This window comes from Nocardia sp. NBC_01503, from assembly GCF_036327755.1.
GTDB lineage: Bacteria > Actinomycetota > Actinomycetes > Mycobacteriales > Mycobacteriaceae > Nocardia.
Window position 1 is genome coordinate 73786 of record NZ_CP109597.1, and the last position, 13014, is coordinate 86799.

The 13014-nt window shown below is 63.0% G+C and carries 19 protein-coding genes; 8 read left to right on the plus strand and 11 right to left on the minus strand.

Going from position 1 to position 13014, the window contains the following annotated elements; genetic code table 11:
* Positions 1-477: 477 nt before the first annotated feature.
* Positions 478-660, minus strand: a complete 183-nt coding sequence (locus OHB26_RS39055) for a hypothetical protein (RefSeq protein WP_330185997.1) — start codon at positions 658-660, stop codon at positions 478-480.
* A gap of 50 nt (positions 661-710) precedes the next feature.
* Here OHB26_RS39055 and OHB26_RS39060 point away from each other — a divergent pair, with 50 nt between their 5' ends.
* The 4 genes from OHB26_RS39060 (at position 711) to OHB26_RS39075 (ending at position 4019) form a co-directional block, all read left to right on the plus strand.
* Positions 711-1037, plus strand: a complete 327-nt coding sequence (locus OHB26_RS39060; RefSeq protein WP_330185998.1) for a hypothetical protein — start codon at positions 711-713, stop codon at positions 1035-1037.
* Positions 1038-1201: 164 nt separating this feature from the next.
* Complete coding sequence (locus OHB26_RS39065) at positions 1202-1357, plus strand: type II toxin-antitoxin system ParD family antitoxin (RefSeq protein WP_330185999.1); 156 nt, start codon at positions 1202-1204, stop codon at positions 1355-1357.
* Positions 1358-1434: 77 nt separating this feature from the next.
* Complete coding sequence (locus OHB26_RS39070; protein WP_330186000.1) at positions 1435-2694, plus strand: hypothetical protein; 1260 nt, start codon at positions 1435-1437, stop codon at positions 2692-2694.
* A 728-nt stretch (positions 2695-3422) separates the two neighbouring features.
* A complete protein-coding gene (locus OHB26_RS39075) occupies positions 3423-4019 on the plus strand; it encodes a hypothetical protein (protein ID WP_330186001.1) in 597 nt (198 codons plus the stop codon).
* Here the strand turns inward: OHB26_RS39075 and OHB26_RS39080 are convergent.
* The 3 genes from OHB26_RS39080 to OHB26_RS39090 are packed head-to-tail and all read right to left on the minus strand — an operon-like array spanning position 3996 to position 5459.
* Positions 3996-4685 carry a hypothetical protein gene (locus tag OHB26_RS39080; protein ID WP_330186002.1) on the minus strand — a complete coding sequence of 230 codons (690 nt, stop codon included), beginning with the start codon at positions 4683-4685 and terminating at the stop codon, positions 3996-3998. The two genes, OHB26_RS39075 and OHB26_RS39080, sit on opposite strands and share 24 nt — an antisense overlap.
* Position 4686: 1 nt before the next feature.
* Complete coding sequence (locus tag OHB26_RS39085; RefSeq protein WP_330186003.1) at positions 4687-5217, minus strand: RNA polymerase sigma factor; 531 nt, start codon at positions 5215-5217, stop codon at positions 4687-4689.
* Positions 5214-5459 carry a hypothetical protein gene (locus tag OHB26_RS39090; protein WP_330186004.1) on the minus strand — a complete coding sequence of 82 codons (246 nt, stop codon included), beginning with the start codon at positions 5457-5459 and terminating at the stop codon, positions 5214-5216. Before OHB26_RS39090 ends, OHB26_RS39085 begins: the two co-directional genes overlap by 4 nt.
* A 561-nt stretch (positions 5460-6020) precedes the next feature.
* On the opposite strand from OHB26_RS39090, the gene OHB26_RS39095 reads away from it, so the two are divergent.
* A complete protein-coding gene (locus OHB26_RS39095; RefSeq protein WP_330186005.1) occupies positions 6021-6332 on the plus strand; it encodes a hypothetical protein in 312 nt (103 codons plus the stop codon).
* A 471-nt stretch (positions 6333-6803) separates the two neighbouring features.
* Here the strand turns inward: OHB26_RS39095 and OHB26_RS39100 are convergent, their stop codons facing one another.
* The 4 genes from OHB26_RS39100 to OHB26_RS39115 all read right to left on the minus strand — a co-directional run bounded on the left by OHB26_RS39100 (position 6804) and on the right by OHB26_RS39115 (position 9716).
* Entirely contained in the window at positions 6804-7307 is a 504-nt protein-coding gene (locus OHB26_RS39100; RefSeq protein ID WP_330186006.1) for a hypothetical protein, read from the minus strand.
* A gap of 28 nt (positions 7308-7335) precedes the next feature.
* A complete protein-coding gene (locus OHB26_RS39105; RefSeq protein ID WP_330186007.1) occupies positions 7336-7914 on the minus strand; it encodes an RNA polymerase sigma factor in 579 nt (192 codons plus the stop codon).
* A gap of 509 nt (positions 7915-8423) precedes the next feature.
* Positions 8424-8765: a hypothetical protein gene (locus OHB26_RS39110; protein WP_330186008.1), complete on the minus strand. Its 342-nt coding sequence runs from the start codon at positions 8763-8765 to the stop codon at positions 8424-8426.
* 255 nt (positions 8766-9020) lie between these two features.
* Positions 9021-9716 carry a helix-turn-helix domain-containing protein gene (locus OHB26_RS39115; RefSeq protein WP_330186009.1) on the minus strand — a complete coding sequence of 232 codons (696 nt, stop codon included), beginning with the start codon at positions 9714-9716 and terminating at the stop codon, positions 9021-9023.
* Between the two features lie 280 nt (positions 9717-9996).
* Here OHB26_RS39115 and OHB26_RS39120 point away from each other — a divergent pair, with 280 nt between their 5' ends.
* The gene (locus tag OHB26_RS39120) at positions 9997-10203 is read left to right on the plus strand and encodes a hypothetical protein (protein ID WP_330186010.1); all 207 of its coding nucleotides are present in this window, start codon (positions 9997-9999) and stop codon (positions 10201-10203) included.
* A gap of 163 nt (positions 10204-10366) precedes the next feature.
* Positions 10367-10528: a hypothetical protein gene (locus OHB26_RS39125; RefSeq protein WP_330186011.1), complete on the plus strand. Its 162-nt coding sequence runs from the start codon at positions 10367-10369 to the stop codon at positions 10526-10528.
* Between the two features lie 500 nt (positions 10529-11028).
* Here the strand turns inward: OHB26_RS39125 and OHB26_RS39130 are convergent, their stop codons facing one another.
* Both OHB26_RS39130 and OHB26_RS39135 read right to left on the minus strand, forming a co-directional pair.
* Positions 11029-11469 (minus strand): ECF-type sigma factor, encoded by a 441-nt coding sequence (locus tag OHB26_RS39130; RefSeq protein WP_330186012.1) that lies wholly within the window; start codon positions 11467-11469, stop codon positions 11029-11031.
* Positions 11466-11723: a hypothetical protein gene (locus tag OHB26_RS39135; protein WP_330186013.1), complete on the minus strand. Its 258-nt coding sequence runs from the start codon at positions 11721-11723 to the stop codon at positions 11466-11468. The genes OHB26_RS39130 and OHB26_RS39135 overlap by 4 nt, the downstream gene beginning before the upstream one ends.
* 400 nt (positions 11724-12123) lie before the next feature.
* Between OHB26_RS39135 and OHB26_RS39140 the strand changes: the two genes are divergently transcribed.
* Positions 12124-12468 carry a hypothetical protein gene (locus OHB26_RS39140; protein ID WP_330186014.1) on the plus strand — a complete coding sequence of 115 codons (345 nt, stop codon included), beginning with the start codon at positions 12124-12126 and terminating at the stop codon, positions 12466-12468.
* A 229-nt stretch (positions 12469-12697) separates the two neighbouring features.
* Here OHB26_RS39140 and OHB26_RS39145 read toward each other — a convergent pair whose 3' ends face one another.
* Complete coding sequence (locus OHB26_RS39145) at positions 12698-13012, minus strand: VRR-NUC domain-containing protein (protein ID WP_330186015.1); 315 nt, start codon at positions 13010-13012, stop codon at positions 12698-12700.
* Positions 13013-13014 lie beyond the last annotated feature (2 nt).

The following is a 13014-nucleotide window of genomic DNA, read 5'->3' on the forward strand; positions in this document are numbered from 1 at the left end:
GGATGGTCGGCACCCCAGCGCCAGGCTTCGTGGATCAGCAATAGCATCACATCATGTAGTCGCGCTCCCACCCCCGAACTCGAGATAGCCAGGTCCACTCCTCATCGGCGACACGATTCCTGGAATGCCGAGGAATCACACCGTCCTGCCTTGACGGGGTCGCGCAGAAACAGTGCTCCGAAGGAAACTTCGGCTCCGGCTCAGCCGCTGGCTCGGTCGGCTGCTCTAGTGCGGAGTGGCAGTTCTGGCGAGACACACCACTGCGGACCATATACGCGCTGCACCGGGAAGCCGCTGCAGGTCACCGATCGATTCTGCTCGGACTGATGGGGATCCGCGCCGATTCGTGGAATTGCCGGCCGCGCGATAGGGACCTGCGCCCACCGTCCGTACGAACAGATCTGCGCTGCATCGACCTCCAACTGCCATGTCGCGCTATGTCGCAGCGCGTGCACCGTACGAACCGCAGCGCTGAGTTCAGTCGGTGCTGCTGGAGTCCGCGCTGGCCGGGACCAGTGCGCTCACACGCGAGGGGAACGGGTAACGGCCCGGCGCATCGTCGACCGATTGGACAGTGGCGGTCTCGCCGTCGCTGTCCAGGACCTCGAAGATCGACACTCCGCCGACCATCAGCAGCACTCGATCGCCCACGTTCACCATTGGTGCAGCCTATCGCTGAAGACCGTCCGGTCTGTGCAATTATCGAATGCGTGTTCGAGTATTGGGATGGAGACTTCGCTGCCGCATCGCGCCGCGTCATCGACCCGCCGATGCCGGTGCTGGTCGCACTCGGCACCGCGCTCCCACCCCAAGGTGGGCTCCGGCGTGACGAGATATCGCTGCGAATCAAATCGAGCGCGCTCGACCTCGCCACCACTGTGCCGGGATGGCTCTACGCCTGGGCCCAGTGCACCGACGCCTCGTGGATCGGGTTGACCCTGTTCGCGATCCCAACCGCGGATGGGCGAGGCCGGATCGAAACCCGGCAGTGGGTGCCCGCTCGCGCACTCTCGCGTCCGAAGCCTCGAACCCGATAGTCGCTTCTACTGCTTCGCGACCCGGCGGGCGTGATCTTGCCGACCATCCATCGGTCCCGCGCTCATCGTCACCGCGTATCGGCATGCTCGATTCGAAGGACACGAATACCTTGCCGACCGCACCCGAATCCCGGACCACTACCGGACTTGGTATCAATGAATTCGTGTGTGAGACCAGCGACGATGATCAGCGACTGCATGTTTTGCGCGAGGCACTCGATGTCGGCGAGCGCAGTGGCGCTGCCACACCGTTCGATATCGATGCCCTGATCGCGCATAAGCGTGCCCGTGCCATCGAATCCCGAGCGAACGACTGCTGACGGAGCGTTCGGAACTCGACTCGCCGGGCAATGTCGAACTCATAACCGCTGGCATCTGCCAGCCCTAGGTTCATGCCATGTCTGACGACAACATGCCTGGTGACGATCATCTGAGTGGTAGTGATGTCCTTGAGGACTGGAACTCACCGATCGTGCCCGCCTGCTCATGCGATACCGACTACGTCTGCGATGGCGACTTAGCGCTGTTGGGACAGCTGGTCCGGCTCTTGACCGAGGCAACCGCGCTGTTCCCCACGGTTATCGAGGACGTTCTACGGGTCGACGAACTCGGTCAAGCACTCGACATCACCCACCGAATCGCCACCGATACATTCTCCGCGGCGTCATTGCTCAACCACCGCGCGGCGCTGGCGCAGAGCTGGGCGAGTGGACCGTCCCGGCCCACCGGAATCCACGGCCGCCACGCCGAGGCCGTTCGCGGCGGACATCCCCGCATCTCCCCCACCAACCCACCAGTCGTTGTCCCACCACCCCAACCCGCTGACGTGCCGCCGTATCTGCCCGCGATGGAACGCACGCAGTGCACCGGCCTCACGAAATCCGGCGGTCGCTGCCGCAACCGCGTCATGTACTTCCCCGATGACGGCACCAGCGCGGACCACTGCCTGCAACACGCCAGTGCCACCGAACTCAAGCACCGCGACGGCCTGCAGGCAGCACAGAATGACTACGTCGACGCGGTCGCCACACAATGGTTCCTACGCGATGTCATGGAGCTTCCCGACACGGCCCAGTACGCCCTCGAACCAGTGGAGATCCCGGTTCTCCGCAACCCAGCCGCAGGTTCTGATGTCGCAGTATCGGTACAGCTCGAAACTGCCCAGGCACTGGTCAGGCTGATCTCGCTGGAGTTCCCTTACAAGAAGAAGGTCGCCCCCAAACTCGTGCGGACGCTACTTCCTGACGTTCTCTTCGCCTTCACCACGGTGCGGCGGGCCACCGACACGATGCTGGCCACACTCGACGTCACCGATAACTGGGTTGTGGAATGGGAACTGGCCGGCGAGATCGCCTCGCAAAGCGCGGAACGAATCGCCGAAGTCACGGCCACCACCCTGGCGATGATCGAACCCGCCACCGCGGACATCATCAAGACCCGAGATCACGGCCCCGGCGAACTCGCCGCACTGATCCGGGTCACCGGCTCAGTCCTGTGGGGGGCGTTGCACACCATCGAAAGCATCACCAATGATCAGCGGCTACGCCATGCCGCCTCAGAGGCCGAAGAGGCTGCGGACCTGATCTGGAAACTGTTCGGGGACGATGAGCAGCGTCAGGCAGCCATCACGCTCCTCACCGAACCGGTGGGCGAATAGCCAGACCGTCCTACCCAGCAAAAGCCCTGTCCCCCATCCTGTCGACCGTGAGCACCGCCATCTCGCTGTGGGATGGCGGTGGTTACGAGTCTGCGGGGCCGACAATGGCCGTGGCCATGAGCAGTTCCTCGATGTCGGTTCCCTCGGCGGTAGCACGGGCTTGCAGGCGTTGGTACGTCCACAGCGGTATTCGGAAGTCAGCACCACGGCGACCTCGGAGGGGTCGTCCACTTGCGGTGGTAGTTCGATCGGCGAGGCATCATCGGGATCCAGGACCAGGCCCTCGAGCAGCCGGTCGGGCCAGTGCAAACCGTGGGCGTCGAACATGTCCGCGTAGAACCGATACAGGGCCGCATCGGCCGCGGGGTCAGCCACGCCGCTGCCCCTTCCGAGCGGATGGTCAGCTCGGCAAGCTCCCACGCCTGGGTCTGCTGCCCGAGGGGGCATGATGGCCGATATCCGAGACTTGTTGCGCGAGATCCAGTTTTGCTACGGATCTGTCGAGGTTTTCTGCGATCGTCTGCGTGCGGCGACCGAGGAACCCACCCTCGAACTCCCCGCTGTCACCCTGCTCGTCACACCAGGGAGACATCGGCGCACCGACTAGAGCCACCCGCCCCGCACGGAGTGCCGGGACGATCTGCGGTTATACGCCGCCCCTGGAATGGAAATACGACGAAATCCCCTGACGAACTCCATTAGCTTCTGGCCCTCTTGGGCTGTTTTTCATGATCGATGACACCACTGAGCCTCGGAGCTTTGACGAAATTGCCGACGAGGTCGTCGCCAGGGTGGAGGAGCGTGGCCGCAAAGCGGCCGCGGCGTGGGAACCAGCGCGTTCCATGGAAGGCCTTGTTTTGCAGGTGATCGGCTGCTGGGAGCTGGTGGTGTCCGAAGTGAACGCGGTCTACTTCCACGCCGCTGGCCCGGACGCTCAACCTGCCGACGCCCGCAAGCTGGCCGCCACGATCCGCAAAGCCGCAGAGATCTATCACATCCGCTGGCCTCATGATCGATGGGCGAATGCTGTGGAACAGGTATCCAAAGGTGCTCGTCACCGGCTGGCACATCTGCTCTACGTCGACGAAGTAACCGGTGAAAGACCCGACCGGACAATGACATTCGTTCGACTCGGCCGTCCCGGCGCTCCCAAGAAGAGCCCGAGCGGGCGGCGGACAATTCCGCGGCGCGGGCGGCGACTTCACGGCATGCCCGGTCGCAGCCGGACCCCCCGAGACGAACACGCCCGTTCGGCGGATCCCGGTGAGTGTATTTCCTACACCGTGATGATCTCGCTGTGTTCAGTGATGTGCGTCGTGCCATGATTCGCCGTGATCGGGTTGGACAGCCCGATCGAGTTCAGCCTTCTCCCGAAGCCGCGTTTTCAGGACTTCTCTCACGACCTGCACGCTGATCCCGATCTCGGCCGCAAGGGCTTCTGCAACGGCCGCCGGTTCCTGATCACTGGTACACACTTCGGCCAGTTCCATTCCGGCCCGTGCCTGTTCGCGGGTCAGCCGCAGGGTGGGGTACCAGCTCAAGGTCCAGACGGGTTCAGCTCCATCGTCGAACCGCAATGCGCATTCCGAGCTCCTGCTGCTGGTGATGGACTGGCCGTTTTCGTAGATCGTTCCAAGTTTGGGGATGACATGCTGCCGGGCACGCCCTCTCGGGTATTCGCTCCAGTCCCCTGGGCGTTCGTGGGTCTCCGTGGCTGGTCCGTCGCACTGTGCGGTGACAGCGGGCTCCTCAAGCTCCTCGAGCACCCGCTCGAGCGAGAGCCAGCGGGGTGGTGGCGTGCGTGAGGCCGGATCGTCGAGCTCGGCGATCTCGGTGTTGAGCTGCGCCGATGCCTCAGGGTCAGCATCGATGGCGGCGGCTTTTTGCTGGAATTGCGCCAACCGTCGTTCGATCTCGGTTGAGCCCATCGTGTACTCCGGGCGCGCGCCGGCGAGGATTCCCAGCATCGATTCGTCAAAATTGCGGGTCATCTCATCGGCTTTCTTGCTCGAGCCATCCGCGCAGATTCCCGCGTGCGTCGGAGGCGGTGGATTTGACGGTCCCGGGCGTGATTCCGAGGATCTCCGCGATCTCGTTCATGGTGAACCGATGAAAATAGTGCAGGAAGATCACCTGCCGTTGTCGTTCTGGGAGCCGGGCGAGTAGTTCATCGATTCGCATGGACAACATCACTTCTTCCTCCACTGCGATGCCGGCGGCTTGGTCGAACGTGGTGAGGTCATCGACGAATACCAGGGGTTCGGGCCGGTCGTTCCTGCGGACCCAGTTCTCCGCGGTCTTGTACAGGTACGCGCGGGGGTTCTGGCCAGGCTGGCGCAGGTCAGGCCATTTTTTACGCAGAACCAGGAAGGCGTGTTGCGCGGCCTGGTGGGCTGTTTCCTCGGTCAGCTCGGAGGCCTTACGCAGGAAGCCGACAAGGCGGGGGTAGTGGGCACGGAAGTAGTCAGCGATCTCGTCGTCGAGATGAGTGCTTACGGTCCCGAGCCCGTCCTGGGGGATCATCGCGCGCGCTCGTGGGTGTAATCGGGGGCAGCCGATCCGGTGATCGCCGAGGGCTGCACGGGATCCAGGGTCAGTGCAGCGGGAAACATTGCCGCCGGTGCGGGCACCGCGATCATGCGGCTGCGGCCGCCGTGCTCGTGTTCGACGAGCAGTCCCCCCGTCGGGAGCGCGGCGATCGCGGCGACGGTGCCTCGGTTGCGTTCACGCTCGAGTTCGACTGCGTGAGCGGCATGCACTCGCATGCTTAGGTACTGCCACAACCCTGAGGCCCAGCGGCCCGTGACGGCCCCGGCCATAAGCTCTATCAAGACCATCAGAGTTCCTTTCCCGGTACCGAACAGCATTCACTATGTGAAAGGGCTCAAAATGCAGATTCGGTTGGGCGGAAAGCGATTTCAGAGCATGCTCAGAAAACTCTCAGTTATACCGCTTGGTCTGACATCGGAATCGCTACCAGCGGAGGAATTTCAGATCGAATAGCGTACTGTGCCTTCTCATTTATGAGGTTGCTCGGTTCGAACTCACGCAGGTCGGACGCGTCTGATCTGGTTGCAGCACAGGCACATCCGGCCACGAGCTGTCAGTATCGCCCGCGAGCCAGCGCAGGAACTCGGTGGTTGAACGCGTTCATGTGACACCTGCTGAATCCGCAGCGGCTGGCCAACTAGAGCACGGACTCCTACTGGCCAGCATCATCATGTATCGGCTTTGTGGTCCGGCACCTGCTTCGCATGGGACAAACGATCGCAATCCTGACACGCCGTTGATTCGCGCTCGGCACCCACAGCAGCCTCCCAGTCCTGATGAGCGCCAGTCTGATTGCTGGACCGAGCCTTTCGATTGCATCCACAACCTGGGAAACCACCCTGCAAGAACACATCCCCATCGATGTTCTTTCCCGTGTCTCCTCCCTGGATCACTTACTCTCCTATGTCGCGATCCCGATCGGGATGCTCAGCATCGGCCCCCTGACCGATCACATCGGCGCGAACACCATCGCCACCGGCGCCGGGCTGATCTATCTCGTCGCCGCGGCCGCACCCCTGGCCGTGCCCGCAGTACGACACCTCACCCACAACAGCCGCGACAACCAGCTCTCTCACTCGCCGCGCTAGCGAGCGCCAGCCCATCACGGTCGTTCATGCCACTCGCATACCTTGCCGACCAAGATCTCCAACAGACCGGGAAATAGCTGTTCAGGCTGTCATTTCTGACCGACAACGTCCCCGTACAGCCAGCGCACTTCCGGAACAGGAGAGTCCCGGCGCCTGGCCCAAGCGAGCGCGGGTTAGTTTCCCGGCAGCCGCGCCGTACTGCGTTACGCGCCGCGCTCCAGTGCCCGGAAGCCGGGGCTCTTGCGGACGTGGGTGAGGCTGGGCCGCAGCACCAGGCCGGAGTCGGTGACGTCCACGTTCGTGCCCGGGATTGGGTGGTGGTCTGGTGGGCGCTGTTGGTCAAACCAGCCAAAGGAGCCGAGGGGCCGGGTGGCCATTACGAATGGATGCTGGTCTCGGACTTGGAAGTAGTGGCCGGTCCGCCGCCACCCGCCGACCCTCCGGAGCCGCAGAGGTGAGGACAGGCGGAGATCAGCCCTGATCTGGTTGCAGACCTTCGAGTGCCTGAGCGCGCTTGGCCGGTGATGGCCGGTCTCTGCTCTTCGTTGTCTCCGTCAGCCGCTTGCTCAGCAGCACAACGACTTCTTCGAGAGTCAGACCGAGCTCTGCGGCGCGACGACCAGCCGCCTCCCACTCCAACTGTGTTGTGGTGAGCGCAGGATCGCTCAGGATCTCGTCCAGTTCCATTCCCCTCAACGCCTGTTCACGGGTCAAGTGGCGATCGGGCAGCCAGCTCAAGGTCCACGAATTGGATCCGACCTGGGTCGCGAATTCGGGAGTGATATCGCTGGTCATACGCCCGGCCTTCGGGGCGATCTCATGATCGACAGCGATGGCCTGCTGGAGCTGTGCGAGCCCGGCCTCGACGTCGTACCGGTAGGTACCGGCGTCGTCGGCCAGGTAGTTGTCGATCTCGTGCAGCGCCGTGCCGATCGTGGCGGGCAGGCGGGCCGCTCGTATCTGGTCGGAGTTCATGTGGTCACCTCGATCGATCGCTCGCACATCACTCGATCCGATTCCTGTTGTGCTGCATGATCTTCTCAATTTTGATTCGTGCTCGACTCTTATGCGACCACACCGTGGACACGGATATGGCAAGAATGTCGGCGACCTCCTTCACTGCTAGCTCCAGCTCCCACGCCATCAGCGCCACCTGATATTCGGCGTCGGTCAGCTCGCGGGTCAGACCGAACCAGAAGCGTTTGACGGCGTCTTGGCTCAGGACCCGCTCGGCCGGGTTCCCGCGGGAAGGATCGGTGCCGACCGCCAGGATGGAGTCGTCCAAGTCCGCGCTGGGCTGGGTCGGTTGGGTCGCGCGCTGACGGTGGATGTCGATCACCCGCCGCGCGGCGATCTTCATGATCAGTTGCAGCGCTTGCTGATCCGGCTTTCCGGAGAAATCGCGGGCGTACTGCTTCCAGACCGCGATGAAGACCTCTTGGACGATCTCCTCGGCCTGATGGGTCTGCCCGCGCAGTGCCTTACAGGCGTATCGATGCACCGCGGCCGAGTGCCGTCGGAACAGCTGCTCGAACTCGCCCTCGAAGCCGAATCGCTCCTCGGACGTCACTCGGATAGTCATGGCAACTCGCGCTGCTCGGGGGAGGTCGAGGTGGTGGCTGGGTGTGTGGGCGGCCCGACCTCGATGACGAGCGTGGACACCAAGCCGCCAGGTCTGCGAGTCGTGCTCTTCACTACGGTACCTCGGGGGGCTTCGCGCACGACCATACGAGTTGTCCAGTGCCGCTGAAGGTTCCGCGCACCAGCAGCACACTCGTACAGCAGCCCCCCGAACAGCGGTACCAGGATCGGCCAGATCCCAACGTGGCCTGCCACCGTGTGCCAGCCGTTGAGCGCCCATTGCAGCGTCATACCCAGTACTCGGTGCCTGGCTCGAAATCCTTGAGGCGTAGCAAATTTCTTCTCGAATCCACGGGTTCGACGACCTTTCAGTACCAATGGGGTGGTCTGCCGAGTGGTCCCAAATGGTCTGAATCCGCTTGGGAAGCAGGAGTTCTACCATTGAACTACATCGGCAGTGCGTCTGAAGCGCACTGCCGATGTGTCTGTCGCAAGCGCGAACGGGCTTGGTCAGTGGTCGAAGTCGAGGTCGGTGAGCAGGCCGACCGCGAACAGGATACCGGCGCGGAAGTCCGGGGTGACTCCCTCCCTGTCATCGCTGTCGAAGCGTTCGAGCGCGGCTCGGAGTTCGGGGACCTTGGCCAGTGCGGGATTGTCCGCGAGCTCTTCGAGCAGGCAGTCCTCCGGATGCCGACCGCCGTAGATGCTGCGGTCCTGGCCGGGGCGTCCGAGGAAGCGATCCGCGATTTCGCGGGCGAGTTCGGTGCGGACTTCCTCGGCGGCGCGGCGGCGAACCTCATGGGCGATATCGGACAGATCATCAGCGAGCTCGGTAGCGCTCTTCCTGCTCATCGCGGGGTATCACTCCTCATTTTCGTGCACGGAAACGGAACATCCGGCACAGCACCGGCGATAGCCGTTTTATCGCAGGTCAGGGCTTTCACAGTGAGATGTACTCGCGGAGTTTGCTTTTCACCTGCGTGCGTGTCGCTGGTGCAGTTCCGGGGGCAGCAGCCGGGCGATCTCGATCTCGGTCAGGGGCGCGGTGACCGACTAACAGCACCCCCACCGAGATCCGGATCCCAGGGTGCAGGAGTTGGGTCGTCGTCAGTCGTCCTGTACCTGAATGTCCTGGTGAAGTCTCCATAGATCGGCACTGTCTGCTTCGCCCGCTCCGAGAGCGTGTATGAACTTCTTGAGCGATTTCGGTGTGGGCATGCGCTCGCCGTACAGCCACTTCTCCACCGCGGAAGGAGTCACCCCGGTATCTGTAGCCAGTTGGTCCCGGGTCTTTCCGGAAGCATCCTTGAGGCGCACGAGCAGAGCGGTAAAGGTCCGCCGCTGATCATCTGCCTGGGCGGACTTCGGGGTTTCCTTCTGAGTGTTCTGGTGTTTGTCACCTTCCGCGGTCTTTGGGTCAGCGCTGAGGTTCTTCGCGGGTGGTGCTCCGCTGCCCCCTGGAGGAGCGGCATCGTGCGGGGCGCTAGTTCCGGGTACTTCACGCCTGTCCCGTTGGTCGATGAGGGCTTCACTCCGGAGGAGACGGAACCGAATCTCCATCTCCTCCGGATTGGCACCGATCAGCTCGGACAACGCCTTCACGAGCTCCTTTACCAGTTCCAAACTCGGTATCGCCGGGCCGAGCAAGGCTCGGTGCATGACCTGCGGTGACCTATTTACGATCTTGCCGAGTTCTTTGAGCGGTAGATCATCGGCACTCGTCACAAGGTCTTGGAGGCCTTTGAAGAACGCGTGTTGAGGACCCGGCGGAACTCGTGGTAGCCCCAACGGCTTCTTGGCCATACGTGCCCTGTTCCATTCTTGTCACCCATATGTCGTGTGTGCATTCCGGGTTTGTGGACGGTCTGTACCCGTATTGCACTTATATCACCTTAATCTCTCTAATTTGTTCTCGCACAGGAGATTTCAATAAAGCAGCGCATACGCTGCTCAGTGGTTGAAGGGCCTCCCTCCGGAAGTGTGGGTTTCATGCCTCCGGGGGAGTACTGAGAACCCCCAACCCCTGACTGTGTGACCCACGCCATGGGGTCGCCCGAACCGGAAAGGCTTGGCCCCGAACACCATGAACACCTCCAGTACGGCGGTACTCAAAGCACTCCTGGCCGTGATCCTGTCCCTGGTCAGCCTGTTGGCTGCCGTCGTGGCCGGCGCAATGTCACGGCACGATGGCCAGCGCTGGACAACCGCAATTGCACAGGGATTCAAAGCATTCGCCACGGCATCGACCCTGCTGGCCGCGCTCTATGTCGCCTTCATTGCGCTTCCATGACCTGTCCGCCCGCACTGTGTGCCTCCCGGGTACCGCGTCCTAGCGCCGCTCCGCTCGCGCGGCCGAGGAGTAAGCCCGCTGGGACCGAAACGAACGGGTTTCCGAACGAATTGGCCTGCGGGAATCCGTTCGCTGCGAGTCACACCCGAAGCCGCCTTCCCCCGTGCAGGACACCGAGGAAGTCGCGAAACCTCGCCGAGTCGTCATCCCCCCGCTTGAACCGCCCAGCCCGGCCACCCTCCGCGCCGCCGAGGAGATCCAGAAATTGGCGGCCCAGCAAGACCTGGAGAAGGCTCTCAAGGCGACCCGCTGGTTCGGCCCGTGAGGTCCAGTGGCAAGAAGAGTCACGCTAAGGAGTTGCAGCCGAGGATCGGAATCGGTGAGGCATTGCGGTAGTCGTGGATATGGTGCTGTCCAGGCGGCGATGTCGCGGGACACCGCCGCCTGGCTCCGGTCACATCGGCATGTTGGGGAACATCATGTTCCACATGCCGCGCAGCATGTCCATCATTTGCATGCACATAGGCATGGTGCTCACCTCCTTCAGGATATGGCGCAGCCCCAACTCCGTGCCATTTGTCGGCTACCCGGATCCGCCCCGGCTATGCGCTCGTCGACATGGGCACGCTGGCCTGCATCGGGGATAATCGGGAGGTGAGTACCCCTGCTGAGCGGCCTCAGGATCCGGTCGCGTTACCTGACGGCTCGGGGCCGGTAGCGGGCAGTTTCCGATTCTGGTTCGACACCCGGCAGTGGGAGTGGTCGCCGGAGGCGTATCGGACCGTGGGCGCGAGAGACGACTCACCCGGGTAGCCATCGAGCTGGTTACTGATTCGGGCTCGGTGCCCCAGCGCGGGTACGGCTGTAGTGGGCCGCGTTCTTGCACCGATCGTTGCAGTATTCGCGTCGGTGCCCCCGCGTTCCGGGTGGAGGTGTGGGCAGTTGCCGGGCGCACCCCCGGCAGTAGCGGGCACTCGCCAATCGGTCGTTCAGGATGCACTCTCTCACGATGAAACCGGTGATGGGCCGCCGGAGGTAGGCAATCGCGTACTCGTAGTCGCGCTCGACATCGGCCACCGGCTCACCCCACTCGGCGGCGACCTCGGCTACTGGCTTGCCGGTCAGGATGAGCCCGCGGACCACTCGCTCGATCTGCGGGCTCGCCGCAGCTAGCAGGTCGACGAGTTCATCTAGATCGAGCCCGGCCAGCTTGTCGGCCACACTGTCGGCCACGCTGTCGTGGGGTTGTGGTCGGCGGCGAATCATTCCTGCTCCTCGGTGGCGGGCACGGTATCAGTATCAGGCTGTGAAGGTTCGACGGGTTCGGGCTGAATGTCCTTGGGGCGGTGCAGCCCGAACGCGTGGGCGAACGCAGCGAACACCTTCGGTACGTCTTCACGGTTGGCCCGCAGCACGGCGGTGAGGGCGATGACGACCACCGCGACTGACAGGACCAGCACGGTCCAGAGCACCTGCCACATGCTGCTCTGCGCAACCCAGGATGCGACTGCGATCGACATGGAACCTCCAGATACGAAAGAGGGCCCCGGCAATCGCCGGGGCCCTCGGGATATGGACATGAAAAAAGCCCCAACCGAGTGGCTGGAGCTTCGACGGACATAGATCTGCCCGAGCAACGAGAAGCTTAGAACGCGAACGCGATTCGGTCAAATACCTGTATCGGTGCAGGTAGATCGACTGCGGGCAGGCTCCGAGAACCGTGGTAATTCAGCTGATTTCATGGAGGAAACCCCGGATTTTCGTTGAAAACACCCGGATAGCGGGGTAAAGGGCAGAGAAGCCGACGGGCGGGAGTCCGCGATGACGGCCTCGCCTGCATCGCGCTGAGCTGTGGCAGGATGACCGCCGGGGGTGGTGTGGTTGCCGCGCCTGAGGATTGGAACTGGGGAGGGAAGTTCAATGAAACGGAAGTACCGCTGGCCTGTCGGCTGCATTTTCGGTGGAATCGCGATGGTCGCAATTGGGTGGGGCTCCATCACGCAGGAACCCGTCTGTGGGTCTCAGACCATGCATGAGGATCAAGTCTGCGTCAGCGGTAAGACCTCGAGTACTTCAACAACACGCACGCTCGATGAAAAGCGTTCCGAAGGAACAACTTTGGGTTGGGTCTTCCTGGTGGTGGGTGTAGCGACTTCCGTGGGCGGCGTGTACAGCACCTATTCGGCTGCCCAGCACAATGCCCGATTGGCCGAGGCTGATGCGCTGGCGCGTTCGGCCGCACAACAGCCCGAGCTTGGCCACTAGCGGGGCGTCGCCAGTCGAATTTCCTTGCGCGGGTGCGCGTTTCCGTGTGCGACCAGAGCTCGTTCTAGATATCCGGGTATAGCGGTGGCAGAGAACGGAGCGCTTCATCCAGTTCGCCACGGGAGTCGGCCAACATCTCGAGAACCTCGTCCATCCTGGCGATGACGCAGGCGCGTGCACTGGCGGCGGGCATCCGGCCACGGCTTATTTTCAGGCTTCCAGTCCGCCTCTAACCACTCGCGCACCCTTGATGCCGCGGCCGCCACAGTCGGCCGTTGGGTCCGGCTTCCTGGAGCCAGCGCAGTTGAGCCGCGGTGGCGCGGCCCTTGTCGGATTTCAGTTCGACCAGCAGGACCCGCCCGCGTCGCGCCAGGATCAGGTCCGGGAGTCCCTGGTCTCCCTCGTACGGGGTCACCCAGCCGCGCGCGGTGCGTGCTGGGCGGGTGTGCACGATTATCCAGCCGCAGCGCTGCGCGGTGTCCATCACGCGGCGCTGGAAGTCCGCTTCCGAGATCACGGTGGGCGGGGCGCTGAATCGGGTCACCA